At 63.6% G+C, this 22880-nt stretch carries 25 protein-coding genes; 14 read left to right on the forward strand and 11 right to left on the reverse strand.

Annotated features, from left to right (window positions below; all coding sequences use genetic code 11):
• The first annotated feature begins 263 nt into the window (after window positions 1-263).
• Window positions 264-1466 (forward strand): MFS transporter, encoded by a 1203-nt coding sequence (locus GSQ90_RS07510; RefSeq protein ID WP_158814129.1) that lies wholly within the window; start codon window positions 264-266, stop codon window positions 1464-1466.
• 36 nt (window positions 1467-1502) lie between these two features.
• On the opposite strand, the gene GSQ90_RS07515 is transcribed toward GSQ90_RS07510, so the two are convergent.
• Window positions 1503-2366: an outer membrane protein gene (locus GSQ90_RS07515; protein WP_158814130.1), complete on the reverse strand. Its 864-nt coding sequence runs from the start codon at window positions 2364-2366 to the stop codon at window positions 1503-1505.
• 305 nt (window positions 2367-2671) lie between these two features.
• On the opposite strand from GSQ90_RS07515, the gene GSQ90_RS07520 reads away from it, so the two are divergent.
• From GSQ90_RS07520 to GSQ90_RS07540, 5 genes are all read left to right on the forward strand, one after another.
• Window positions 2672-3442, forward strand: coding sequence for a DUF2061 domain-containing protein (locus GSQ90_RS07520; RefSeq protein ID WP_158814131.1), 771 nt, complete (start codon window positions 2672-2674; stop codon window positions 3440-3442).
• 108 nt (window positions 3443-3550) lie between these two features.
• Window positions 3551-3856 carry a putative quinol monooxygenase gene (locus GSQ90_RS07525; RefSeq protein ID WP_158814132.1) on the forward strand — a complete coding sequence of 102 codons (306 nt, stop codon included), beginning with the start codon at window positions 3551-3553 and terminating at the stop codon, window positions 3854-3856.
• Window positions 3857-3917: 61 nt separating this feature from the next.
• Window positions 3918-4232, forward strand: coding sequence for an EthD family reductase (locus GSQ90_RS07530; protein WP_158814133.1), 315 nt, complete (start codon window positions 3918-3920; stop codon window positions 4230-4232).
• A gap of 102 nt (window positions 4233-4334) precedes the next feature.
• Window positions 4335-5222, forward strand: coding sequence for an alpha/beta fold hydrolase (locus GSQ90_RS07535; protein WP_158814134.1), 888 nt, complete (start codon window positions 4335-4337; stop codon window positions 5220-5222).
• A 10-nt stretch (window positions 5223-5232) separates the two neighbouring features.
• Window positions 5233-6090: a sigma-70 family RNA polymerase sigma factor gene (locus GSQ90_RS07540; protein WP_158814135.1), complete on the forward strand. Its 858-nt coding sequence runs from the start codon at window positions 5233-5235 to the stop codon at window positions 6088-6090.
• A gap of 177 nt (window positions 6091-6267) precedes the next feature.
• Here GSQ90_RS07540 and GSQ90_RS07545 read toward each other — a convergent pair whose 3' ends face one another.
• A complete protein-coding gene (locus tag GSQ90_RS07545; RefSeq protein WP_158814136.1) occupies window positions 6268-6684 on the reverse strand; it encodes a 4-oxalocrotonate tautomerase in 417 nt (138 codons plus the stop codon).
• Window positions 6685-6826: 142 nt separating this feature from the next.
• Here GSQ90_RS07545 and GSQ90_RS07550 point away from each other — a divergent pair, with 142 nt between their 5' ends.
• Window positions 6827-7405: a TetR/AcrR family transcriptional regulator gene (locus GSQ90_RS07550; protein ID WP_158814280.1), complete on the forward strand. Its 579-nt coding sequence runs from the start codon at window positions 6827-6829 to the stop codon at window positions 7403-7405.
• Between the two features lie 414 nt (window positions 7406-7819).
• The gene (locus GSQ90_RS07555) at window positions 7820-8494 is read left to right on the forward strand and encodes a TetR/AcrR family transcriptional regulator (protein WP_158814137.1); all 675 of its coding nucleotides are present in this window, start codon (window positions 7820-7822) and stop codon (window positions 8492-8494) included.
• Window positions 8495-8559: 65 nt separating this feature from the next.
• Here GSQ90_RS07555 and GSQ90_RS07560 read toward each other — a convergent pair whose 3' ends face one another.
• On the reverse strand, window positions 8560-9222 hold the full coding sequence (locus GSQ90_RS07560; RefSeq protein ID WP_158814138.1) for a DUF3313 domain-containing protein: 663 nt from the start codon (window positions 9220-9222) through the stop codon (window positions 8560-8562).
• A gap of 423 nt (window positions 9223-9645) precedes the next feature.
• Window positions 9646-10605 carry a zinc-binding alcohol dehydrogenase family protein gene (locus GSQ90_RS07565; RefSeq protein ID WP_158814139.1) on the reverse strand — a complete coding sequence of 320 codons (960 nt, stop codon included), beginning with the start codon at window positions 10603-10605 and terminating at the stop codon, window positions 9646-9648.
• A gap of 62 nt (window positions 10606-10667) precedes the next feature.
• Here GSQ90_RS07565 and GSQ90_RS07570 point away from each other — a divergent pair, with 62 nt between their 5' ends.
• From GSQ90_RS07570 to GSQ90_RS07595, 6 genes are all read left to right on the forward strand, one after another.
• Window positions 10668-11156, forward strand: coding sequence for a MarR family winged helix-turn-helix transcriptional regulator (locus GSQ90_RS07570; RefSeq protein ID WP_158814140.1), 489 nt, complete (start codon window positions 10668-10670; stop codon window positions 11154-11156).
• A gap of 212 nt (window positions 11157-11368) precedes the next feature.
• On the forward strand, window positions 11369-12319 hold the full coding sequence (locus tag GSQ90_RS07575) for a LysR family transcriptional regulator (RefSeq protein WP_158814141.1): 951 nt from the start codon (window positions 11369-11371) through the stop codon (window positions 12317-12319).
• An 88-nt stretch (window positions 12320-12407) separates the two neighbouring features.
• The gene (locus GSQ90_RS07580; protein WP_158814142.1) at window positions 12408-13499 is read left to right on the forward strand and encodes an ABC transporter substrate-binding protein; all 1092 of its coding nucleotides are present in this window, start codon (window positions 12408-12410) and stop codon (window positions 13497-13499) included.
• Window positions 13500-13529: 30 nt separating this feature from the next.
• The gene (locus tag GSQ90_RS07585) at window positions 13530-14300 is read left to right on the forward strand and encodes an ABC transporter ATP-binding protein (protein WP_246731446.1); all 771 of its coding nucleotides are present in this window, start codon (window positions 13530-13532) and stop codon (window positions 14298-14300) included.
• A complete protein-coding gene (locus tag GSQ90_RS07590) occupies window positions 14297-15124 on the forward strand; it encodes an ABC transporter permease (protein WP_158814144.1) in 828 nt (275 codons plus the stop codon). Before GSQ90_RS07585 ends, GSQ90_RS07590 begins: the two co-directional genes overlap by 4 nt.
• Window positions 15125-15168: 44 nt before the next feature.
• Window positions 15169-16128 carry an isopenicillin N synthase family oxygenase gene (locus GSQ90_RS07595; protein WP_158814145.1) on the forward strand — a complete coding sequence of 320 codons (960 nt, stop codon included), beginning with the start codon at window positions 15169-15171 and terminating at the stop codon, window positions 16126-16128.
• Window positions 16129-16209: 81 nt separating this feature from the next.
• On the opposite strand, the gene GSQ90_RS07600 is transcribed toward GSQ90_RS07595, so the two are convergent.
• Genes GSQ90_RS07600 through GSQ90_RS07630 form a run of 7 tightly spaced genes read right to left on the reverse strand, consistent with a single transcriptional unit; the run spans window position 16210 to window position 22813 of the window.
• Complete coding sequence (locus tag GSQ90_RS07600) at window positions 16210-17265, reverse strand: ABC transporter ATP-binding protein (protein WP_371418335.1); 1056 nt, start codon at window positions 17263-17265, stop codon at window positions 16210-16212.
• Window positions 17252-18031, reverse strand: a complete 780-nt coding sequence (locus GSQ90_RS07605; protein WP_158814147.1) for an ABC transporter permease — start codon at window positions 18029-18031, stop codon at window positions 17252-17254. The genes GSQ90_RS07600 and GSQ90_RS07605 overlap by 14 nt, the downstream gene beginning before the upstream one ends.
• Window positions 18032-18039: 8 nt before the next feature.
• On the reverse strand, window positions 18040-18933 hold the full coding sequence (locus GSQ90_RS07610; protein ID WP_158814148.1) for an ABC transporter permease: 894 nt from the start codon (window positions 18931-18933) through the stop codon (window positions 18040-18042).
• Window positions 18934-18958: 25 nt separating this feature from the next.
• Complete coding sequence (locus GSQ90_RS07615; RefSeq protein ID WP_158814149.1) at window positions 18959-20041, reverse strand: PotD/PotF family extracellular solute-binding protein; 1083 nt, start codon at window positions 20039-20041, stop codon at window positions 18959-18961.
• A gap of 41 nt (window positions 20042-20082) precedes the next feature.
• Window positions 20083-21060 carry a PfkB family carbohydrate kinase gene (locus GSQ90_RS07620; RefSeq protein WP_158814150.1) on the reverse strand — a complete coding sequence of 326 codons (978 nt, stop codon included), beginning with the start codon at window positions 21058-21060 and terminating at the stop codon, window positions 20083-20085.
• A complete protein-coding gene (locus tag GSQ90_RS07625; RefSeq protein WP_210254842.1) occupies window positions 21060-22109 on the reverse strand; it encodes an ADP-ribosylglycohydrolase family protein in 1050 nt (349 codons plus the stop codon). Before GSQ90_RS07625 ends, GSQ90_RS07620 begins: the two co-directional genes overlap by 1 nt.
• Entirely contained in the window at window positions 22106-22813 is a 708-nt protein-coding gene (locus GSQ90_RS07630; RefSeq protein WP_158814151.1) for a GntR family transcriptional regulator, read from the reverse strand. The genes GSQ90_RS07625 and GSQ90_RS07630 overlap by 4 nt, the downstream gene beginning before the upstream one ends.
• Between the last annotated feature and the right edge of the window lie 67 nt (window positions 22814-22880).

A 22880-nucleotide genomic window follows, 5' to 3' on the forward strand; every position in this document is an offset into this window, starting at 1 on the left:
GAAATGGAACTGCGCCCGCCCGGCCATGGCGCCGAAACGGACGCCGAAGGGCGGCGCCAGCTCCATGCGGCGATACTGGAGGCCATTGAGCCGCATGCCCAGCAGCAACTCGCTCACCAGATCGGTCGGAGGCGGACTGTGGCGCTGCATAGTGTGGATCCTGGACGAATGATCAATCATTCCGGATTTTATGGCATAGACCGTCCGCTTTGTCCATCCTATCGTGCTGCAACGCAACATAACGCATGTGATAGGAGCGATGGATGAACGAAGACCTGCGCGGCGCGACGGCCATGTCGGCGCGCGAGACGCCCGCCTGGGGGGCGGTCGTGTCGATGATGTTGGGCGTCTTCGGGCTGGTGACGGCGGAATTCCTGCCGGCGAGTCTGTTGACGCCGATCGCCCGCGACCTCGGCGTGAGCGAGGGCCTGGCGGGGCAGGCCGTCACGGCGACGGCGGGGGTGGCCCTGGTGACCAGCCTGCTGGTCGCCACAGTCACGCGCGGCGTCGACCGCCGGCGCCTGCTGTTGGCTTTCTCCGCCTTGTTGATCGCCTCGAACCTGCTCGTCGCCATCGCGCCGAGCCTGCCCCTGCTGGTGCTCGGCCGCGTGCTGCTTGGCGTTGGCCTCGGCGGTTTCTGGACGATGTCGGCCGCCACGACGATGCGGCTTGTGCCTGCGGCGCAGGTGCCGCGCGCTTTGTCGATCATCTTCAGCGGCGTCTCGGCTGCGACGATCTTTGCGGCGCCGTTCGGCAGCTATGTCGGCGATGTCGCAGGGTGGCGCGCCGTCTTCCTGATGGCCGCGGGATTGGGCGCCCTCGCCCTCGCCGTGCAATTTGCGACGCTCCCGAGCATGGCGTCTCACCGCCACACGAGCTTGCGGACCCTGGTCGACGTCCTGACGCGGCCCCACATCGGGCTCGGCATGATCGCCATAACCCTGGTGTTCACCGGCCATTTCGCGCTGTTCACCTATATCCGTCCTTTCCTTGAGACGGTGGCCGGCGTCGGCGTTGGCGGCATGTCGGCCATCCTGCTCGGTTTCGGCGTCGCCAATTTCCTTGGCACCTTGCTCGGCGGCTTCATGCTGGAGCGGGACATGCGCCTGACGCTGATGGCGATGCCGCTCGCAATGGGCGTGCTCGGACTGGTGCTGGCGGGTCTTGGAAGCGCGCCGCTGGCGGATGCGATCCTGATCGCGCTCTGGGGCGTGGCCTTTGGCGCTGTGCCGGTGGCATGGTCCACTTGGATCACCCGCACGGTTCCCGATGAAGCCGAAAGCGCGGGCGGCCTCTTTGTCGCCGCGATTCAGTTTGCGATCGCGATAGGCGCGGCGGCGGGCGGCTTGTTGTTCGACGCGAGCGGCGCCAGAGGCGTCTTCGGCGCGGCTGGCGTCGTCCTGCTCGCGGCGACGTTGATCATCCTGGCCGGCGTGGGCTCCCGGCCGGCGGCGGCCGTGGCGTGATCAGCGTGTGATATCCGAGGACCTCTTCGGCGGCCGTTACGGCCCGCCGAAGAAATAGTTCAGGCCGACGCGTGCGACCTGCACGGACGTGTTGCCCGCTTTCGCCGTGCCGCCCGGGATGGTGAGCGTGTCGCCTCCCAGAAGGTCGATATACAAATATTCGGCTTTCACGCTCCAATTTTGCGCGACCTTCCATTCAAGCCCCGCGCCGACGGCAAATCCAGGCCGAATGCTGCTGGAGGAAGCGCCCACCTGCAAACCTGCGAGTTGCGCGGCGCTCAAGCCCCCGGGAGTCGCTGGAGCATTGGCGATGTTGAATGTATTGAATGACGTATTGACATGGCCCCAGGCGAAGCCGCCGGTGCCGTAAAGCAGCAGCGCATCATTGGCCCAGCCAAGCCGGCCGCGGAAAGTGCCGAAATAATCGACCTTCTGTTGCAGGCCGACATTGCCGGTGAAATCGGCCAGGTCGCCTCTCAGCGTCGGCGCCGTGACCCCGTTGACAAAGAACGGCGCCGACGTCGCGCCTTTCATCCCGCTCCAGTCGATGTCCGCCTCCAGGCCGAACACCAGGGCGTTCTGCTGCCAATTATAGCCGACCTGGGCGCCGCCGAGCCAGCCTTGCGGATGCACCGACAGGCTTTGCGGCCCGCTGCTGCCCGATATCGTATAGGGGCCAAGGGGGCCGGTGAGCACCGTCTTCGCCAAACTCGCCGGATCGAATGCAGCGCTGGCGGGGTCCCATCCGTAGCCGACATTGCCGCCGATATAGAACCCGCCCCAATTGGTCGCCGGCGCAACGAACACCGGCGCCGGCTTTCTGGTCGGCAGGTCCGAGGCCGCGGCGAACGTCGCGGAAAGGGCGCCAAGCGCGACGACGCAAACCAGCAGTTTTTTCATCATTCCCCCAGAGGCTTTCGACCGGCCTTGCGACAGAGCGCAGCCGACCATGACCTACCAAGCCGGCGATAGCCTGTCTTGGACAGGACGGCAGGGAACTTGGACTGGACGGCACAGTGGTGGGAATGTTCTCGCGGCACAGGCGTAAGCCGCTCGCCGGCCCGAAGCCGCAAAACTACGCTTTCTTTGAACGGCATCGAAATGCACGCCGCGGTTGCGCCTACCGCAAACCTGATCGCCGACCCCAGCGTCATCTGAGGTTCATCCGTTTGCGCTCAAACAGGTCTTAGAAACGGGATAGCGCCGTGTCGAATTCCAACGTCGATGGCCGTAACCAATCCAAACGAGCCGATCCGGCGGCGGCCCGCGCCGGCGCCGCGGCGAAGCCCGCGCAGGATTGGGTCTCCACGGCGGCGACCATCGGGGTCATCGCCGCGGGCGTCGCTCTATTCGAAGTGGCGCTGATCCCGGGCATGGTGCTGGGCGGCGCCGCCGTGCTGGCGCCCAGATTGCTGCCCGGGCTGGGCCGGCGTCTGCAGCCTTTGTTCAACTCCACCGTCCGGCGGCCGGCCGAGCCCGAGATTCTCCCGCTGGACCGCCCGGGCCTCAAGGCGCCGCTGGCCGTCCTCCCGGCCAAGCTTGCGATCAGACAGGCGGTCGCCAAGACCATCACCTTTCGCATCATCGTCACGGCGTTGGACTTTACTTCAAACTATGTGGTGCTCGGCGAGATCGCCACGGCGGCGGGCCTGTCAGCCTTCGCTTTGGTGGTCGGCCCCGTATTCTATCTTGTCCACGAAACGGCCTGGAATTATTTCGGCCCTTCCGACTCCGCCGTCGATGTCTCGTTTCTCTTGCCCGGCCGGCGCGGGCTCACGATCAACCGGGCCCTGGCCAAAACCATCACCTTCCGCACCCTCGCCACGGCGATGGACTTCACCACGCTTTACGTGGTGGTCGGCGACCTCGCCACGGCGGCGGGTCTGTCAGCTTTCGGCTTCGTGGTCGGCCCCTTTGTCTATCTCGGCCACGAAATGGTCTGGGACCATTATGGTTCGCCAAAAAAGCGCCGCTGAGCCGCCGGCGCCGACTTCGAGATGATTTGCTAAAAAAATTTCACCGTCGCGATCCGTTTCCACCTTTCGGATCGTCCTTGGCGTGTCCGAAACAGAAGGAGATGCGCCATGTCCGACGAATCCGTTATTTTGATCAATCTGTTCAAGGTCAAGCCCGGGAAGCAGGACGCGCTGATCGCACTCCTGAAGCAGAGCACCGAGGCGATCGTCCGCACGCTTCCCGGCTGGAAGACGACCCGGCTGATCGCGGCGAAGGACGGCGCCGGCGTCGTCATCTATTCCGAATGGGAGACCCCCGCGGCCGTCGAGGCGATGCGCGACGATCCGCGCATGAAAGCCTATTTCCCCAAGGTCATGGAATTGGCGAGCCTGGACTCGATCGTGGGCGCGGCGGTGTTCAACGAAGTCCGGTGAGGGCGAGGGCGCAAGTGAGCTGGCGTCACGCAAGCAACACAAGCAACAAAGGAGAACAACAATGGCTCGGATGGTTGTGATTTACCGGACGCCTAGGGACGTCGAGGCGTTTGACCGGCATTATTTCGAAATCCACGTGCCTCTCGCCAAGAAAATTCCCGGTCTGAGGAAATACGAGGTCAGCGACGGCCCCATCGCAACGCCGGCAGGAGCCTCCGATGTTCATCGGATCGGAACGCTGCATTTCGACGACCTCCAGGCGATCAAAACCGCGTTCGCCAGCCCGGAGGGGCAAGCGGCTGGAGCGGATCGCCGACTGTTTGCGCCTGACGACTCGGGCGTTCAAATGTTCCTTTTCGACAACAAGGAAGTTTGAGCCCATCCCCCTTTGTTTGTCGCGACGGGCGAGGGGGCGAAATGGCGGACGGCCGCTCATACCGGTCTTAAAGATCATCAATTGAGAGCAAGAGGCTCAGCGATGTCAGCACCCAAAGCAGTTTTTGTCCTGGTCCACGGCGGTTGGCACAACCGTTCGGCGTGGGACAAAGTGACGCCCATCCTTGAAGCCAATGGCTTTGCGGCTTTGACGCTCGACCTTCCCGGCGCGGGGGTCCATGCGATAGCGCCGTCGTCGCTCGATCGTCGCCCGTTCGACCCCGCTGCCTTCGCCGCCGAGCGGTCGCCGATCGCCGGCCTGACGCAGGAGGAGCGGACGCAAGCCGTCGTCGCCTTGGTGAAGGAAGCGGCGTCGCTCAGCAACGGCAAGGTCATCCTGGTCGGGCACTCGGCCGGCGGGATGACGATTTCGGCGGTCGCCGAGCAGGTTCCGAACCTGCTTCGCGCAATCGTCTATCTCGCCGGATTCATGGTTCCGAACGGCACGACGTTGCTCGCGATGCTCCAGCATGAAACCTTCTCTTCCGCTTTATCGCCGGGGCTGTTCGTGGGCGACCCCGCCGCCATCGGCGCGACAAGGATCCATGCGGGATCAACCGACGAAGCCCACAGATCGCTGCTCAAGGCTTCGTTTTATGCCGACGCGTCGGACGCCGAATTCGTGGCCGCGGCGTCGCAACTTCATTGCGACGAGCCGAACGCCGGCGCCTTAGCCCCATCGGAAATCACGCCTGGACGATTTGGCGCCGTGCCGCGCCATTATATCCGCACCACACAGGATCGCGCGATTCCGTTGACCGGTCAGGATCACATGATTACGACGGTTGACGCCGCCATCGGCGGCAAGACAATGACCCACACGCTGGAAAGCAGCCACTCGCCATTCCTGTCGCAACCGGCCGCCCTGTCGAAGATTCTCATCGACATTGGCGTGCAATCCTTGGCCGAACAAAGCGCGGAAGCGCAATAGGTCTCGAACCATGAACACGGACGAATTCGAGGATCGCCTGAAGGCGCTGCGGCCGCGCCTGCATCGCTATTGCGCGCGCATGACGGGATCGGCGGTCCATGGCGAGGATGTCTTGCAGGATGCGCTCGTCAAAGCTCTTCACGCACGAGCCGAGGGCGCCGAAGTGGATAATCTCGAGGGCTGGCTGTTTCGCATCGCCCACAATGCGAGCCTTGATTTCCTGCGCGACAGGTCCCGCAACAATGTCGTTCCGCTCACCGAAGACATGGAGGCGGCGCCCATGCCCGAGGCGGACATTATCGCGATCAGCTTTCAGACGTTTCTGCGGCTGCCTGAACTTCAACGCTGCGCGGTGATCCTGAGGGATGTTTTGGGTCATTCGGTTGACGAGATCGCCAGCATCGCCGCCTGCACTCCGGCATCAGCCAAATCGGCGCTTCAGCGCGGGCGCGTTGCGCTGCGGCTGCTCGCGCAGGCGCCCGAAGACATCAGGCTGCCGCTGATGTCGGATTCAGACCGGCGGAAGATCGCCGCCTATGTCGATCTGTTTCGGAACGGCGATTTCGACGCCATCCGCGCCATGCTCGCCGATGACGTGAAGCTCGATCTGGTGAACCGGTTGCAATGGCAAGGGCGCGACAAGATTGGCCGCTATTTCACGGGCTATGCGGAAGCGACGAAATGGCGGTTCGCCTTCGGCGCGGTGGAAGGACAGCCGGCCATGTTGGTTTTCGACAGCACCGGCCCGATGGAAAGACCGGCGCATTTTGTCCTGATCGACTGGTCGGAAAACCGGATCGTCGCGGTCCGAGATTTCTTGTTCGCCCCCTATGTGCTCGAAGCCATAGATTGGGTGCGGTTAGGCTAAAAACTTATGGTCGCGTTCTTGCCCGACCAACAAGACCGCCAGCGATTCATCTGCTGGAGCGCGCGGCGAAAAAAGGGGACGCCGGCTTTTCGCAAACCGCGCGCGTTTTCAGGGAAACTGGAGCCTGTTGCGATTCGATCGAATCGCAACAGGCTTGAGCGTGCGTCGCCGCCGGGATCAGCCTTTGGCGACGAGTGCGCCCAATTCGGCGTTGGTCCGCGCCTTGCCGTCGAGGTTCCACGCCCCATCCACGGCATGAACGACATTGATGTAGATGTTGTCCCTGGGCTGCGCGCCGCCGGACATTTCGTGAATGATATTTGTGGCCTCCTCGAAATAGCCCAGTTGGATGTCGCGGCTGGCGAAGGCGAAGGACGGCACTTTCCATTCGACGAACGCAACCGGCGTCTCGCGCATTCCGGCGAACGTCTGGTCCTTGGCCAGAACGTGGATCGAGCCGATGACGTTGGGCGTCATCACTGTGTTGCCGGTCAGGCCGTGCCATTTCAGCATCGCGTCGGAGAGACGCGCGAAGGCTATTTTCTCCTGGCCCTTGGGCAACACGCCTTCGGTGAGGGTGAGAGTGAGCGGCATGGATGTGTCCAATCATCGTTCGGGGGCGCTCGCCATTGGCGGCGGAGCGGGGCCGTGATATAACGACCGTTATTCATCCATAAAATAACGATCGTTATGGAGTCAAGCGTTAAAGCACGATCGTTACATGAAGGGATCCGCCATGCGATACGGGCCGGGCCACAAGGAAGATGCGCAAATCAGGATTCTCGGCGCGGCCGGGCGGGGCTTTCGGCGGCTCGGCTATGGCGGCATCGGCGTCGATGGCCTCGCCAAAGAGGCCGGCGTCACCTCGGGCGCGTTCTACGGCCATTTTCCCTCGAAGGCCGAAGCGTTCAAGGCGGCGGCGCTGGCCGGCCTCGTCGAATTGCGCGGCGGGATCGAAGATTTGCGCGCCAAGGCCGGCGACGCCTGGCTGGAAGAGTTCGCAGATTTTTACATGAGCGTCAGGCGCACCTGCGACCTCAGCGAAAGCTGCGCGCTGCAGAGCCTGTCGCCGGATGTCGCGCGCGCCGATGCCGAAACAAGAACCGCTTACGAAGCGGAATTGCTGAAGGTGGTCGACGCCGTCGCCGATGGCCTGCCGCACGGGACGCGGTTCGCGAGACGAAAAACGGCCTGGGCCATTTTGTCGATTCTGTCCGGCGGCGTCACTTTAGCGCGTTCGGGCCATGATCAGAAAGTTGGCGCGACGATCGCAAGCGCGATCAAGGCCGCCGTGCTCGCTTTGGCCCGTTCGTAAGCGTCTTTCACTGCGAGCGCGATGGTCTATGCGCGTCGGATGAGGCCGCCCATCTACGGGCGCCGGAAGTTCATCCAGATCGTCACGGCGAGAATGCCGAGGACGAGCGCCATTGGAATGACGTTTCTCACCATGGGAAGCTCCGATTTGTGGGGTTGCTGGGACTGCGGCGGCGCCCAGATCCGCGGCTGTTGATTGAGTTCTCTCGGCGCGAAGGCGGACGAACAGCAATGCGCGAACGACCGACGTATCCGAGGCCTTAGGCCACTAATCAAACGATACCGTACTATTTATATCCTATCGTGCGCGGCTGCAAGTCTATATTTGGAGAATCGGACGATTGAAGCTGCGACCCCGGCAGCCGGCCAATCATCCCCGCGGGCGCGCAGGGAATCGCTCGGAGAGAAAATTAAGATGAATGTCGCCAAGCCCAAGCCGAACAAAAATACGCGACGAGGCGTTGGGCGGCCGACGAAGGACCAAGCCGGCCACATCACTGAGCACATCGTCGGCGTGGCGACGCGGCTGTTCCTGGAGACCAGTTTTGAGGCGACGAGCGTCGATCTGATCGCGGCGAAGGCCCGCATATCGAAACAAACCTTCTATGCCCGCTTCGTCTCCAAGGAAGCGGTGTTCGCCGCCGTCATTCGCAAGGGAATGGATGACCTTCTTGATCCAGCCGCCGGCGAATCGGATCGCGCTGGCCCGATCGATACGGCCCTGATCCAGATCGGAGTCGCGCTTGCCGAGCGTGCGTTCGGGCCGGCGGCGCTCGCGCTTTACCGGCTCGTCGCGTCCGAAGCGCACCAATTCCCGCAACTCGCCCTCGCGTACCGCGAAGGCGGCGTCCGCTCGCGGGAGATGATCGCCGAGATGTTCGCCAACGCCATGCGCGATGGCCAGATACGGTCGGCGGACGCCGGGTACCTGGCCGAGCAGTTCCTTTACGCGGCGATCGAAGGGCCGGCCCGCGCCCTGGCTCTCGATGGCAAGATCGCCAGATCCGAGAAGGATTTGCGCGCGCAGGTCACCGCGGCGGTCCGATTGTTTCTGGACGGGTGCCGCGACCGCCCCGCGCGGGGCGCCTAGATCCGTCCAGACCGCCGCGGACTATTGTCGCGGCGATCCAGCTAGCGCGCGGGGGCGGATCGGCGTTATCTCAATTGCGCGACGAGCGCGTCCGCGCCCTTGTCGATCCCGGCCTCCGCCGCGGTCAACGATCCGACGGTCGCCCCAATGTCGTACGGGCTCGGATATTGCTTGGAGACGAAGGCGCTGAGCAGGCGGGAGGTCGTCGCATCGAAGATCTCAACGGCGTAGACGACCGACCCCGTCATTGCGCCCTCGCCATCCCTAACGGTCTGAACCCCATTATAGACGGCGCCGGCCATGTCGAACCGCGACAAAGTGCCGATGACAGGCGTGCTGGTTGTCGCGCCCGTCAGCGTCAGCCTCACGCGCAAGGTGTTGGGCGCCCGCTGATTGACGAGCGTGAGGCGGCCGCTGAGCTTGTTTGCGAACTGCGCCTGCATGTAAGCGGCGAGCGACGCCTTGTCCTGTTCGGACATATCGCCAAATTGCTGATCCGAACCCCGATAGATCACGACCGGTTCGATGACGAATTTATTATAAGCGCGCCAGTCCACAATTGTCGCGTAGCGATAGGGAATATGTCCAGACGCGTCGGTTGGATTGGGCGCGAGATAGGACGATGAAGCGATCGCCGAATAGGAGACCGGCGTCACGCTCGCGCAGCCCGCCAAGGCCACACAGAGCGCTGCGACCGCCAGGCGGTTCGCTTGCGAGCATGCATACATTTCAAACTCCGATTTCAGATGGGGGGAAGCCTTAACGAGACAGAACCAGGCGCTCAGCAGCGGTTGTTGAGGAGACGCAAAAAACCGGCGGCGCGCGGCCCTTACCGGCGCCTTGCGACTCCTATCCATTTGTCGCCGCGCGAAAGCAGAGGGCCTTCGCGACCAATGGCGCCCGCCGCACTCAAATGCGTCGGGCCATTAATCAAACGATATCGTTCTATTAAACAATATCGCGCGCCGATGCAAGCCCCCCTCCGAAGGCTCGAGCCGAACGTTCCGATCTGTTGATTGACGGTAGAGAGCTTTGACCTCGCCGCCCGGCGATTGGGGATTGGCCGGGCCTCAGAAGGGCGAGGTCATCGATAGAGCTGGCGCGGCGACGCCGGCGCTTCCGCGCAGGTGGCCAGCGCCGCGATCAACCGCTTACACGTTCATGGTGAATACGGTGCGTCGAGCGCCGTCGTCGTGAGTCCACGCCTGTTCGACCTCTGACAAGGGAACGGATTGGGTCGCGACTTTAAAGCCGCCCGGCGCGGCCGCCTTGAACAATTCGCCGATCGCGTTGAGGAGGCGGTCAACGGGGACGCTGCCGATGCCGCTGCCCATCAGTGAGATCGCCGATGCGCGCAGCGCCGCGCTCGGCAGCGTAATGTTGGCGCCGCTCGCCGAACCGACCTGGACAAACCGCATCGATGCGCCTTCTTTTCCAGCCTTGGCCGCCGCGATCAGCAGGCGTTCGGCGCTGGCGCCCCAGAGGTAATCGATCACGACATCGACGCCCGCCGCGAATTGTTCCTTGAAGGCGTTCTCCAGCGCCGTCCCGTCCTCGACCAGCGGGATGGTCACATCGGCTCCGAGCGCGGCGACCGATTGCAGCGCCTCGCGGTTGCGGGCGGTCGCGATGACTTTCGCCGCGCCAAGATGCCTGGCGATCTGGACAGCCAGACGGCCCGCCGCGCCGGTTGCGCCATTGACCAGCACGGTCTCTCCAGCCTTGAGCCTAGCGCGCTCCTGATAGGCCGCCCAGGACGACATTCCCGGATTGGCGATCGCGGCGGCCGTCACGTCGTCGATGTCGTCAGGGAGCGCCACGCAATGATCCGAAGGCGCGACGGTCTTTTCCGCCATGCCGCCATAGGGCGCTTTGGGCAGGACAAAATAGACGCGGCGCCCATCGTCGAGCCGCCCGACGCCGTCGACGCCCGCGACCAGCGGAAACTGGCCCGATGCGCTGTAATGCGCGCCGGAGGCCCGGCTTTTGGCGAGGGGGCTCATGGCAGAGGCCGTCACGGCGATCCGGCTCTCGCCGGGGGCGGCGACCGGCTCGTTGAAATCCCCATAAACCGGCGTTTGCCCGGCTCCCAGAACGATTGCGGCTTTCATGGTGGGTTTTCCTTTCGGCTTTGCAATATATGTGTATAATGCACATATAAGGGGAGCCGTCGATGCCGTCAAGAAAGAAAGTGCAAAATACACATATCAGCGCGCAGCTCCGGCAGCTTCATGCAGCGTTGCTGGATATTGTCGCCCTCATGAACCGGCCGCAGCGCGACGAGGCGCTGATCAGGGAGGCCGGGATTCCGCTTGACCGCGCGCTGTTTCCTTTGCTGGTTTCGGTGGAGCGGTTCGGGCCGATCGGAATCGTCGAGCTCGCCGACGGCGTCGGCCGCGATTATACGACGGTGAGCCGTCAGGTCGCAAAACTCGAAAGCCTCGGCCTCGCCGAGCGCCGCGACAATCCGGCCGACCGCCGGATGCGAGAAGCTTTCATCACGTCCAAGGGCAAAGCGATGACCGACCTCGTCGACGCCGCGCGCGACCGGATCGGTCGCGCCATTTTCGAGCGCTGGAGCGCGCATGATATCGAAGAGCTGGTGCGCCTGATGCGAAAATTCGCAGACGCTTTTAACGAGGCTCCGCTGAAAGGCGCGTGAGCGCGTAAACGCCGGCGCCAATCGTTTTCTAACCCTGTCTCTCGACCGGCGCCCCCAATCGGCATTCCAGAAGCTGCGCAAAAGCCAGCGTCGTATGATCCTCCGAGCGCGGGCCGGTAACTCCCCACCCGCGATGTTGTCCTGTATGGTCAAAGAGTCATCTCAAGGCAACGCGCGGCTCCGCGGGTGGAGCAACGTTCTCAGGCAAGCCCATGGCGTTCACTTCCGTTTCGCAACCGCTTCGATATTTCTTCGAAGTGGCGAAGTCAGGCTCGTTCCGACAAGCGGCGGAGCGGATCAATATCGCGGCGTCCGCGCTCAATCGGCAGATCACGCTTCTCGAGGCGGAACTGAAGGCGCCGCTGTTCGATCGGCGCCCGGGACGCGGCAAACTGAGGCTCACCGCGGCTGGCGAGATCCTCCTCCATCGGGTTCGGCTATCGATGAACGAGCTGCAGGTGGCGCGCTCGGCGATCGAGTCGTTGCGGGGTCTCAAGCGCGGCGTCGTGGCGCTCGGTATCAATGATTCATTGAGCCGGGACTTCCTTCCCAACTTCCTCGCCGACTTTCACAAGACCTACCCCGAAATCGACTTCGAGATCACGGTCGACAATACGCCGGCGCTTCTTGATCGCATTGAGCGCGACGAAGCCGACGTCATACTCGCTTACAACATACCTGCACGGAGCAGCATTCGCACCATTGTCGCCTTTCCGCTCGGCATGTGCGTTCTCATGGCGAAATCCCATCCCTTGGCCAAGAAAAATTCGCTGCGTCTATCCGATTGCGTCGGCTACCCGCTCGCCATGCCCGACGACTCGATGATCCTGACCCAGATCTTGCGGGAGATGTTGGCCAAAGCGGGGATCGACAACCGGGCCATTCTGAAGACCAATTCGTTTGAATTGATCCGCGATATCGTCGCCTCGGGCATGGCGATCAGCATCCAAACGCATTTTCTTCTGTCCGAGGATCCCAATCGGCGCGATGTCCGGTCGATCCCGCTGCGCGATTCCTACCGTGTTCCTCATGCGCTGGCTTGCTGCGTTCGGGCCGGGCGCGATCCGCCGATCGCCGCGGCCGTCTTCGTCGAGGCGCTGAAGGCGGCGCTGACGCTTCAAGGAAAAAGCGGCGACAGCATAAACGACGATATCGCCGAATGAACTAATTTCGCGACGCCCGTCATGCTCAATCTGCATCTTTTTCGATCGATCGTCTTGGCTACGATGCGATCCCTAGAGGAGTCAGGGCATGATCGGGCGGTTCGTGAAGGTCTTTTTGCGCGTGGGTCTGATCGGCGCGCTCGCCGCCAGTCAGGCGCTGGCCGCCGCGCCTCGCAAGGTGACCATCGGCGTCGGCACAGCCGTGCTCAACCTGACCTACCCCTGGCTCATGATGCCGGTCGCGCTCGACTGGTGGAAGCAGCAGGGATTGGACGTCACCGTCATTCCGGTCAGCGGATCGCTCCAGGCCACCCAGCTCCTTGTCGCGGGGACGCTCGATTTCGCAGAAATCAACGCTAGCACGATCATCCAGGCGAATGTCACCAATAACATTCCGCTGCGCGCCATCATGGAAAACACGGTTCTGGATTGGTCGCTGGTGACGCTGGCGGACAATGCCATCCAGAAGCCCGCCGACTTCAAGGGCGCGACTATCGGCGTGCTCAGCCTGGCGAGTTCGGGCACGGCGCTTCTGCGCGCCTATCTCACAGCGAACGGTCTCGATCCGGAAAACGACGTTCAGATCGTCGCGACCGGCGCCGGCGGCCCGGCGCTTCAGGCGCTGAAGAGCGGCCGCGTTCAGGGCCTGATGTTCTGGAGCTCGATGAATACGTTCTTTGAGAACCAGGGGGTGAAGCTTCGCTATTTCTACCCGGAAGAATGGCGCCGCATGCCGGACTTCTCGCTTGCGACCCTGCAGTCGCGCATCGATTCCGATCCCGAACTTGTCAAGACGATCGCGCTCGGCGCGGCGAGGGCCAGCGCCCTGGCGATGGATTCTCCCGACTGCGTGCGACGGATTCACTGGGCGCATTTTCCCGACACGAGACCGAGCGGCGCTCCCGACGACGCGACGGCCGTCGCCTGGGACATGAATAGCCTCGCTGCGCAGATGTCTTCGATGAAGAGCTCCCTCTCTGCGAACGGCGGCCGTCTTTGGGGCGCCACCACGCCCGCCGGCTTCGACAAGGTTCAGCAGTTCATGCTGCAGACAAAGCAGATCGCCACGACATTGCCGCCGGCGACTTTCGTCATCTCGACGCCGAATTTCTTCGAGGCGATCAATGATTTTGATCACGAGGCCATCGCCAAATTGGCCCAATCCTGCCCGGCGCCCTGATCACGCGGGATGAACGATGAGGAATCCCCCGTGTTGATCGAAATCGCCGGATTGACGAAATCATACGCCACGCGCGAGGGGCTCAACGTCGAGGCGCTGGCGCCGCTCAGCTTCACCGTGCGCGAGGGCGAGTTTCTGACGATCGTCGGGCCTTCGGGATGCGGCAAGAGCACGCTGCTCAAAATCATCGCGGGGACGCTGCGCCGTTCGGCCGGATCGGTTCGGTTGCAGGGCAGGGCGATCGACGGCCCCAGCCGGGATATCGGCATGGTGTTCCAATCGCCCGTGCTGCTGCCCTGGCGAACGATCGAGGAAAACGTTCTTTTACCGATCGAGATTCAACGGCAGGACGTCCGCAACCATCGCGCTCGGGCGGCGGATTTGTTCCGCCTCGTCGGCATCGAGGGGTTTGAGCGCAAATATCCAAAGGAACTGTCGGGCGGCATGCAACAGCGCGTCGGCATCATCCGCGCCCTCATCCATGATCCGGCGGTTCTGCTGCTCGACGAGCCATTTGGGGCGCTTGACGCGATGACGCGCGAGCACATGAATCTGGAGCTCCTGCGCATCTGGAAAGACGCTGGCAAGACGATCATTCTCGTTACCCATTCGATTCCCGAGGCGATTTTCTTGGCGGATCGGGTGATCGTGATGTCGGCGCGGCCGGGCCGTATCGCCGAAGTGATCGAAGTCGATCTCACGCGGCCGCGGCGCCTCGACATGATCAACTCCGACCCATTCGGCGACTATGTCAGGCGTGTGCGCGGCCATTTCGGATCGCACGGAGGCCTGGACGCATGAACGAGATCGCGCAAGCCTTGCCCGCGACCCGCAATCCCACATGGCTTTGGGCGCATCGGCAATGGGCGCTGAGCGCCCTCATCTTTGTGCTGTTTATCGGGTTGTGGGAAGGCGGCGTCCGCTTGTTCGACGTGCCGTCTCTCGTTCTGCCGCCGCCCAGCGCCGTGCTGAAGTCGCTCGCCGCGAGCCTGTCGTCTGGCCAGTTGACGCGGCATATCTGGGCGACGGGCCTCGAAGTCATCGGCGGCTTCGCGCTCGGGGGCGGTTTCGGCTTTCTGCTTGGATGCCTCATCGGGCGATTTCCAATCCTGGAGCAGACGATCTATCCCTATGTCGTCGCTTTCCAGACGGTTCCCAAGGTCGCGCTGGCGCCTTTGATCGTGATCTGGTTCGGGTTCGGCCTATCTTCGAAGATCGTTACGGCGGCGACGATTTGTTTCTTCCCGGTCATCGCCAATACGCTGGTTGGCTTGCGGGTCACCCCCGCCGACCAGGTTGAGATGATGGCGGCGTTCACCGCCTCGCGCAGCCAGATCTTCTGGAAGGCGCGACTGCCCCACGCGCTTCCCTACATTTTCGCCGGCCTCGATATCGGCGTCGTCCTGTCGGTGATCGGCGCCATCGTCGGGGAGTTCGTCGGCGCGCAGGCGGGCCTTGGCTACATGATCCTGCAGCGGCAATTCACGATGGATATTGCGGGCGTCTTCGCCATCCTCGTGATCCTGTCGATCTTCGGCATGGCGTTGCACGCGCTCATGCGCTGGCTGCAGCGCAAGGTCGTCTTCTGGATTCACGAGGACGACGACAGGATCGTGGGAGCGTGAGCCCCGAGAACGAACACCGCAATCCGAGAGACAGAGGACAAACGATGACAAACGAACCCGCTCCGCGCGCCGGCCGCCTGGACGAAATTCCGATCATTGATCTGGCCGACGCCGATGTGCGGGCTGTCGCGCAAAAGGTCCGGCACGCCTGCGAGAATTCGGCTTTTTTCTACATCGCCAATCACGGCGTCAGTCGCGCGGTGATCGACGGCGCATTCGCCGAAGCCCGACGCTTCTTTTCGCTGCCGCTCGATGAGAAGATGAAAGTCTACAAGAGCAAGTTTCACCGCGGCTACCTGCCGCTCGGCACGACGCAATATCCCGGCCAAAAAAAGGACCTCAAGGACAGCTTCGATTTTGGCGTCGATCTTCCTCTCGACGATCCGGACGTCGCCGCCGGGCTGCCGCTCCATGGGCCCAATCAATGGCCCGATCTACCGGGATTTCGCGAAGCGCTGGAGGCCTATTTCGAGGGCGTTCGGGCGGCCGGGATAAAGCTCACGCGCGTTCTCGCCGTGAGCCTCGACCTCGAAGAGGATTATTTCGCCAAGCTTTACACAAAGCCATCGATTCTGGCCCGCGTCATCCATTATCCCATGCCGGAGCCGGGGCAGGAGAGCGATTTTGGCGTCGGCGCCCTCGCGCATACCGACTATGGCCACATCACGATCCTGGCGCCCGACCCGGCGGGCGGCCTTGAAATCCAACTGCCGGGAGGAGAGTGGATCGCCGCGCCTTTCGTTCCCGATACGTTTGTCGTCAATCTGGGCGACCTGATGGCGCGCTGGACCAACGATGTCTATCGGTCAAACTTCCACCGGGTCGTCAATCGCCTCAATCGCGACCGCATGTCGATCCCGATTTTCATGAATCCCAACCACCGGGCGGAGGTCGCATGCATCCCCACCTGCACGGGCCCCGGTCGTCCGCCGAAATATGAGCCCGTCCTCGCCGGCGACTATGTCGTCAACAAGATCCGGGCGAACCAGGGACTGAAGACATAATGACCGGAAGTTTCAGATCTTGGCCGGGACAATCATGGCCCTGGTACTGGGCCCCATCAGAAGCGTCGTCGCGGCCACGTTCTATTCCGAGACCAGGATCGTATCGGACGGCGACCATGAGAGCTCGACGCGGGCGCCGATGCTTGGCCATGCCATATCCCGGTTCTGCAGGAACACCTTCAGCTCGCTTCCCGAATCGTCCGCCAGGAGGAATGTCGATGTCGCGCCAGCATAGATGATCTCGCGCAATGTCGCGCCGAAGCGGTTCATCGGCCTGGCGCCGTCGCGCGGCGCCTGGAAATTCATTTTCTCGGGCCGCACCGCGAAGGTCACGGCCGATCCTTGCGCCGGCAAACTGTCCTGCGTGCTGAGCCGATAGGGTCCAATCTCGATCGCGCCGGCGTTCACCTGGCCCGTAAAGAAATTGGCGTCGCCAAGGAAGGACGCGGCGAAGCGCGTGCGCGGCCGTTCGTAAATGTCGGTCGGGGAGCCGTGCTGCACGATCCGCCCGCGATCGAGGATGGCGACCTCATCCGACAAGGTCAGCGCTTCTTCCTGATCATGGGTGACGAAGATCGTCGTCAGCCCGCTTTCGCGCTGGATGCGCCGCAGCTCCACTTGCATTCCCTGGCGCAGGCGCCGGTCGAGCGCCGAAAGCGGCTCGTCGAGAAGCAGAACGCGCGGCTTGGTCACAATGGCGCGGGCGAGCGCGACGCGTTGCTGCTGGCCGCCGGAGAGTTCTTTTGGCCGGCGCTGGTCGAAGCCTTCGAGATGCACGAGTTCAAGGACGCGGTTCACCTCGCGGTTGGCGACTTCGCCGCGGACGCCGCGCCGGTCGAGGCCGAAGCGGATATTGTCGCGCACGCTCATATGCGGGAACAGCGCGTAAGACTGAAACACCATGCCGACATTGCGCTTCCAGACGGGTTCGCCCGTGACGTCGACGCCGCCAAAGCTGACGGTTCCCGCATTGGGCGTCACGAAACCGGCGATGATGCGAAGCAGCGTCGTCTTGCCCGAGCCGGACGGCCCGAGCAGGCTCGTGAAGCGTCCGGGTTCGAAGGCGGCGCTGACGCCGTCGAGAACGCGCGCGGGGCCGTAGTCCTTCACGATGGAAACGACATCAACGCCGACCACGATTGCCTCCCAGATTCGACAATTGCGCAAACAGGAGGACGAGCAGCGTCGAGACCCCGAAGAAGATCGCGGAGATCGCATTGATCTCTGGCGTAAAACCCTTGCGGATCGAGGAATAGATCTCGACCGGCAGCGTGCTGACGCCGGGCGTCGACAGAAAATAGGAGACGACGAACTGGTCCAGCGAAACGGCGAAGGCGAACAATCCCGCCGCGACGATGCTGGGGGCGAGCAGCGGCATCGTCACCGCGACGAAGGCGTGGACCGGCGTCGACCCCAGACTCATCGCCGCCTCCTCCAGATCGACGCGCACCGCCTCCATGCCGGTCCCCACGACGAGCACGACATAGGGAATGGCGAGCGCGACATGGCCGATCATCATCGCATGCAGGCCGCGCCCGATGCCGGTCCAGAAGAAAAACACCAGCATCGCGGTGCCGGTGATCAGCCAGGGTATCGCGATCGGCGGCAGCAGCAAGGCCTTGAGGAGCGAGCGTCCGCGAAAGGCCTGGCGCGACAGCGCGATCGAGGCGAGGGTCCCGACCAGCGTCGCGACGATCGATGTGAACAGCGCGATCGCCAGGCTGTTGCGCGTGGCGGTGAGGAGCGGCGCGTCGCCCGCGAGCGCGACGAACCATTGCAGCGACGGCTTGATGGGCAGTGCGTAAAGCGACGAGGCGTTGAACGCCATCGCGATCATCACCGCGATCGGCAGATAAAGGAAAGCCACCACCGCCAGAAGCCAGGAACGGCCCACGAGAACCATGCGCCCTCCTAAAAACTCGCCACGCGACCGGGCAGGATGCGTGACGTCAGCCCAAAGATCAAAAGAACGACCGCCAGCATGATGAAGGACAAGGCGGCGCCCAGCGGCCAGTTGAAAGCCTGGGTGAATTGGTCCTCGATCACCGTCCCCATGGTGACGCCGATGCGGCCGCCGAGGATGCGCGGCTCCATGAAACTGCCGATCACCGGCACGAAAATCAGGATCGCGCCCGAGACGAGGCCGGGCAGCGACAGCGGCAGAATGATCTTCCAGAATATGGCAGGCGTGCGCGCGCCGAGGCTGCGCGCCGCTTCGACGACGGAATCCTCGATCGCGGCGACCGAGAGGTAGCAGGTCAGGATCATATAGGGCAGGTAGGCGTGGACGAGCCCGATGACGATCGCCGGATAGCTGTAGAGAAGCGACAGGCCCGGCGCCGAAGGCAGCACCAGGTGCAAGGCTTGATCGAGCACGCCGCCTTCGCGCAGCACGATCGTCCAGGAAAAGATGCGCACCAGCCCGTTCGTCCAGAAGGGAAGGATGATCAGGAGGAAGAGAACCTGCCTCGCCCGTCCGCGCGTGGCGCGGGCGAGCGCCAGCGCCGCGGGCAGGCCGATCAGCGCGCACAGGCCCGTCGTCCAAAGCCCCAGTTCGATCGAGCGCCACGCGACGTCGAACAGATAGGGCCGGCGGAAAAAGGCGAGATATTGATCGAAGGTGAAGACGAGCGGCCGGTCGCCGAACGGGGCCGCCTTCAGGAACGAGAAAAACAGCATCGCGCCGAGCGGCAGGAACACCGCCAGCGTCAGCCAGCCATAGGCGGGTATCAGCAGACCGGCCGTCGTCCACGCCCGGCGCGACGACAGTCGCGCCGGAAGGGATGGGGCTATGCGGGTCGCCATGGCCAGACTCCGGTCGGCGTCGGAACTATTTGGCGTAGCCGGCCTTCACTTCTTCCCAGAGATCGTTGAAGGCCTGCCGTCTGTCGTCGGGCATCGGCGACATGAACTGCAGCTTCGACAGATATTCCGGCTTGTGGATCTGCTTGTTGAGATCGTCGGCGGGAAGCTCGCTCATCGCCGCCGTATTGGCCGAGGCCGGCGCGCCGGCCTGCGTCGCCCAGGCCACATAGAATTTCGGATCGACCATATAGTTGATGAACTTCAGCGCCGCGTCCTTGTTCTTGCTGGATTTTGGGATCGACAGGCCGTCGAGCCAGCCGATCGCCCCTTCCTTGGGAACGATGAATTCGACCGGCAGCTTGCTCTGCTTCTTCGAGCGCACGGCGGCGCCGGACCAGAACACGGAAATGTCGAAGGCGTCCGCCGCGAAGGCCTTGTTCCACTCGTCCTCGCTCGACCATAGCAATTTGACGTTCGTCTTCATCGCCTTGAGCTTGTCGCCGATCGCCTTCATGTCTTTGGGGTTGTTGATGTCCTGCCCGGTGAGCAGCGCGCCGACGGCGATCTCCGTCGCCGCATCGTCCAACAAAGCGAGGCGGCCGGCATATCTAGGATCAAGAAAAATTGCAAAACTATCGGCGCCCGTCACCTTGCCCGTGCGGATCGCCAGCGAGTTCATGCCCCATAGCCAGGACAGGCCGTAAGTCTTCCCGTCGACCATCAGATTCGCGTGGGTCTTCAGGGCGGGCGCGAGGTCTTTGGCGTTGGGCGCGGCGGCGAGGTCGATCGGGTCGAGCAGCCCGGCGGCCTGCGCCTGCTGCGTGCGCGCGCTATTGATCAACACGACGTCATAGGCGCCAGGATTGGTCTGCAGCTTGGTCAGCATTTCCGGTTCGGAATTGAAATAATCGTGCTTGACCGTGACGCCCGTGGCCGCGGCGAAATCCTTCAGCGCCCAGGCTTCGTCGGTGCCATAGCCCTTCCAGTTGAGGACGGTAATTTCGGTCGCCGCGGCGGCGCGACGCGGCATAAGACCGGATGACGCGGCAGCCGTGACGCCGGACGCCAGAAGAGCATTGAAACTGCGACGATTGATTGCGATTGCCATGATCCTGTCCCTCTCTCTGATATGGTTCGACTTCCTCTTTGTTAATTCTGCACTGCGCCCTTCTCGCGGCGCGGATCGCGCGCGGCGAGAAACGCATCCAGTTCCTGCTTGTCGGGGGCGGTCGCCGGTCCGCGTCTGGTGACGGAAATCGCGGCCGCCGCATTGGCGCGCATCGCCGCTGAAAACGGATCGAGGCCGGCGGCGAGTCCCGCGATCAGCACGCCGGTATGGGCGTCGCCGGCGCCGGTGGAATCGACCATCGCGACGTCAGGCGAGGAGAGATGCGCGAATGAGGAAGGCGGCCCCGCGCTGGCGACGTCGCAGCCCTCGGCGCCGTTGCGCAGCACCAGCAGGGCGCCGGCCGCGAGGCGCGGCAGAATGTTGTCCGCGATCGCGCCGATGTCGCCGGCCCCCGAGAATATCCGCGCCTCGCGCTGGTTCAGCGTCCAGATTCCGGTTCTCGGCAGCACGGCGGCAAGAACGTCCGGCGGAATTTGCGCGACGAGCGGGCCGGGGTCGACGACGAGAAGGACGCCGTGCGACAGCGCGCCAATCCAGGATGCGATCGCAGATCCAAGATCGGGATAGCAAAGGTCATAGCCCGAAACGAAAATGGCGTCGCCGTCGCGCAAGGGGATGTCTTCGAGCGAACGGGCGCCAAGCTGCGCCTCCGCGCCGGGGCTTGTGATGAAGGTGCGCTCGCCGTCGGGCTCGACAAGGACGACGCAAAAACCGCTGTCCCTCTCCGGGTCAGGCGCAAGCAGCGTCGATATGCCCTCGCGCGCCAATTCGGCGCGGATGCGGGCGCCATAGGGACCGACGCCATGCCGTCCGGCGAAGATTGTCTCGAGCCCGTTTCGCGCCGCCGCCGCCAGAATGTTGAAGCCGCCGCCCGCGCTCACCGTCGCCGCCGAGCCGAGAATGTCGCCGCCCCGCTCCGGAAGATGGGGAACCTCCATGCGAATGTCGGCCAGAATGCTGCCGACCGACATCAGACGAAGGGGGCGGATGAGCGCCATCAGCCGCGCTCCAGCGAAGGATGTTGGCCTGCGGCGCGCGTCGCGGCCCCACCCCGCAAATCAAGGAGCGCATCGGCGAGGGCTTCGAGTTGCAAACCAGGGTTGGCCGCATGGAGTTTGTCGATGACCTCGCGCGGAAAACCCTCGACGCCATGGCAGGCGCCGACGATCGCGCCGGCGATCGCAGCGACCGTGTCGCAATCGCCCCCAAGACTCGCGGCGAGGCGACAGACGAGCCAGGGATCGTCCGGCGCAAGCGAACAGATCGCGATCGCCGCCGGAACGGCTTCCTGAGTCGCGACGCCGGTGCCGACGAGGCGATAGATCAGATCGAGCGCTTCCTCGACGCGGCGGCCGCGCACGAGTTCCAGCGCCCATTCGATGCGGGCGGCGACATCGGCGCCGGCGTAATAATAGCCGCGCAAGGCGCCGAGGCGCGCGCCTTCGATCGATCGCGCCAGCGCTTCGCCCACTGAGGCGCCGTCGATGCCGATGCTGACGGCCGCCGCGACCGCCGCTGCGCCGGCGAGGCCGATCGTCGTATTATGCGTGACGTGCCCGGTCTGCACCACTGCATCGATCAGGATGGGCAGCGGTTCGGCGGCGAAAGCGACGCCGACTGGCGCGACGCGCATCGCCGCGCCGTTGGTCGCGCCGGTTCGCCCGGTCAGGTCTGTCGAAGTGCCTTCGGAGACGAGGGTCAGCGCGCGGCGGGTGGAGGGCCCCAAAAGATCGTCCGATCCGGCTGCGATCATCCGCTGCTCCCAGGCGAGGAGTTGGCGCGCGAAAGCTTCGGGATCGACATGGCCCCGCCCTTCGACGATCAACTGTCCGAGGATGACGGCCTGATCGGTATCGTCGGTGACGCGGCCAGCCGCCATGCCATGGCTGATGATGTTATCGGGCGGCGCGTCGTGAAAACGGTCGAGGACGCCATAGCGGCCGGCGATGAGTTCGCGCGGCATATATTGCGTCGGCATTCCCAGCGCATCGCCGATGGCGAGGCCGAGGAGAGCGCCGCGCGCCCGGCTTTGCGCGTTTGGCATCATCGCGCGGGATCTCCGAAATTGAATCGCAGCTTGAAATGCTTGGGGTGGAGCAGACTGTCGACGCGCTCGACAAGCGCGCCCGCGCCGTCATGGACCGTGCGCTGCGTGGCGAGGAAGGCGTCGCCCGCCTTGCGCCCCAAAAGCTCGGCTTCCGCCGCGGAGAGCTGCACGAGACTGACGGTTTCGACGCCGCCGGCTGTGTGGATCGCGTGCGCCTCGAGCGTGCGCTGGAGCGAGCCCTCGATAAGGCCTTTGCGCAGCACTTTCGAAAAGCCGCTGCGCCACGGCACGCGACTTCGTTCAAGCGAGATCGCCTCGCCGCTCGCCAGGCTTCGGACGCGGTCGAGCGCCAGGAACGACGGATCGGAGAGGGAGAACTCGCGCGCCAGATCGGGATCGTCGACGCGCGCCAGGAGAAGCACGCGCGTCAGCGTGTCGACGCCCCGCTGCGCCAGCGCCTTGGACCAGCCGATGCGGTCGTCGAGCGTAGCGCCGTCATAGCTGACGAATGAGCCGGCGCCGGTCCATGTCTCGATCAGGCCCGCTTGCTTGAGGTTTGAGAGCGCCTGGCGGACGGTGCTGCGGCTCACGTCATAGGCGCGCGCCAGATCGACCTCGCCCGGAAGACGCGCGCCATTGCCGATCTCGCCCGCCTGAATCCGCCGAACGAGGCTATCGGCAACCTGTTTGTATTTCGCCGCCATATGTCCGAACCTGTATGGACCTGTCCGAGTGCATCACATCCAGAGAAGGAATGCAATGACCAAACAT

The sequence above is a fragment of the Methylocapsa sp. S129 genome (assembly GCF_009765995.1).
GTDB lineage: Bacteria > Pseudomonadota > Alphaproteobacteria > Rhizobiales > Beijerinckiaceae > Roseiarcus.

Bases quoted from the DNA above. Each gene is read 5' to 3' on its own strand.
- GSQ90_RS07510 (WP_158814129.1), top strand. From the start codon at position 264: ATGAACGAAGACCTGCGCGGCGCGACGGCCATGTCGGCGCGCGAGACG.
- GSQ90_RS07515 (WP_158814130.1), bottom strand. From the start codon at position 2,366: ATGAAAAAACTGCTGGTTTGCGTCGTCGCGCTTGGCGCCCTTTCCGCG.
- GSQ90_RS07525 (WP_158814132.1), top strand. From the start codon at position 3,551: ATGTCCGACGAATCCGTTATTTTGATCAATCTGTTCAAGGTCAAGCCC.
- GSQ90_RS07530 (WP_158814133.1), top strand. From the start codon at position 3,918: ATGGCTCGGATGGTTGTGATTTACCGGACGCCTAGGGACGTCGAGGCG.
- GSQ90_RS07535 (WP_158814134.1), top strand. From the start codon at position 4,335: ATGTCAGCACCCAAAGCAGTTTTTGTCCTGGTCCACGGCGGTTGGCAC.
- GSQ90_RS07540 (WP_158814135.1), top strand. From the start codon at position 5,233: ATGAACACGGACGAATTCGAGGATCGCCTGAAGGCGCTGCGGCCGCGC.
- GSQ90_RS07545 (WP_158814136.1), bottom strand. From the start codon at position 6,684: ATGCCGCTCACTCTCACCCTCACCGAAGGCGTGTTGCCCAAGGGCCAG.
- GSQ90_RS07550 (WP_158814280.1), top strand. From the start codon at position 6,827: ATGCGATACGGGCCGGGCCACAAGGAAGATGCGCAAATCAGGATTCTC.
- GSQ90_RS07555 (WP_158814137.1), top strand. From the start codon at position 7,820: ATGAATGTCGCCAAGCCCAAGCCGAACAAAAATACGCGACGAGGCGTT.
- GSQ90_RS07560 (WP_158814138.1), bottom strand. From the start codon at position 9,222: ATGTATGCATGCTCGCAAGCGAACCGCCTGGCGGTCGCAGCGCTCTGT.
- GSQ90_RS07565 (WP_158814139.1), bottom strand. From the start codon at position 10,605: ATGAAAGCCGCAATCGTTCTGGGAGCCGGGCAAACGCCGGTTTATGGG.
- GSQ90_RS07570 (WP_158814140.1), top strand. From the start codon at position 10,668: ATGCCGTCAAGAAAGAAAGTGCAAAATACACATATCAGCGCGCAGCTC.
- GSQ90_RS07575 (WP_158814141.1), top strand. From the start codon at position 11,369: ATGGCGTTCACTTCCGTTTCGCAACCGCTTCGATATTTCTTCGAAGTG.
- GSQ90_RS07580 (WP_158814142.1), top strand. From the start codon at position 12,408: ATGATCGGGCGGTTCGTGAAGGTCTTTTTGCGCGTGGGTCTGATCGGC.
- GSQ90_RS07590 (WP_158814144.1), top strand. From the start codon at position 14,297: ATGAACGAGATCGCGCAAGCCTTGCCCGCGACCCGCAATCCCACATGG.
- GSQ90_RS07595 (WP_158814145.1), top strand. From the start codon at position 15,169: ATGACAAACGAACCCGCTCCGCGCGCCGGCCGCCTGGACGAAATTCCG.
- GSQ90_RS07605 (WP_158814147.1), bottom strand. From the start codon at position 18,031: ATGGTTCTCGTGGGCCGTTCCTGGCTTCTGGCGGTGGTGGCTTTCCTT.
- GSQ90_RS07610 (WP_158814148.1), bottom strand. From the start codon at position 18,933: ATGGCGACCCGCATAGCCCCATCCCTTCCGGCGCGACTGTCGTCGCGC.
- GSQ90_RS07615 (WP_158814149.1), bottom strand. From the start codon at position 20,041: ATGGCAATCGCAATCAATCGTCGCAGTTTCAATGCTCTTCTGGCGTCC.
- GSQ90_RS07620 (WP_158814150.1), bottom strand. From the start codon at position 21,060: ATGGCGCTCATCCGCCCCCTTCGTCTGATGTCGGTCGGCAGCATTCTG.
- GSQ90_RS07625 (WP_210254842.1), bottom strand. From the start codon at position 22,109: ATGATGCCAAACGCGCAAAGCCGGGCGCGCGGCGCTCTCCTCGGCCTC.
- GSQ90_RS07630 (WP_158814151.1), bottom strand. From the start codon at position 22,813: ATGGCGGCGAAATACAAACAGGTTGCCGATAGCCTCGTTCGGCGGATT.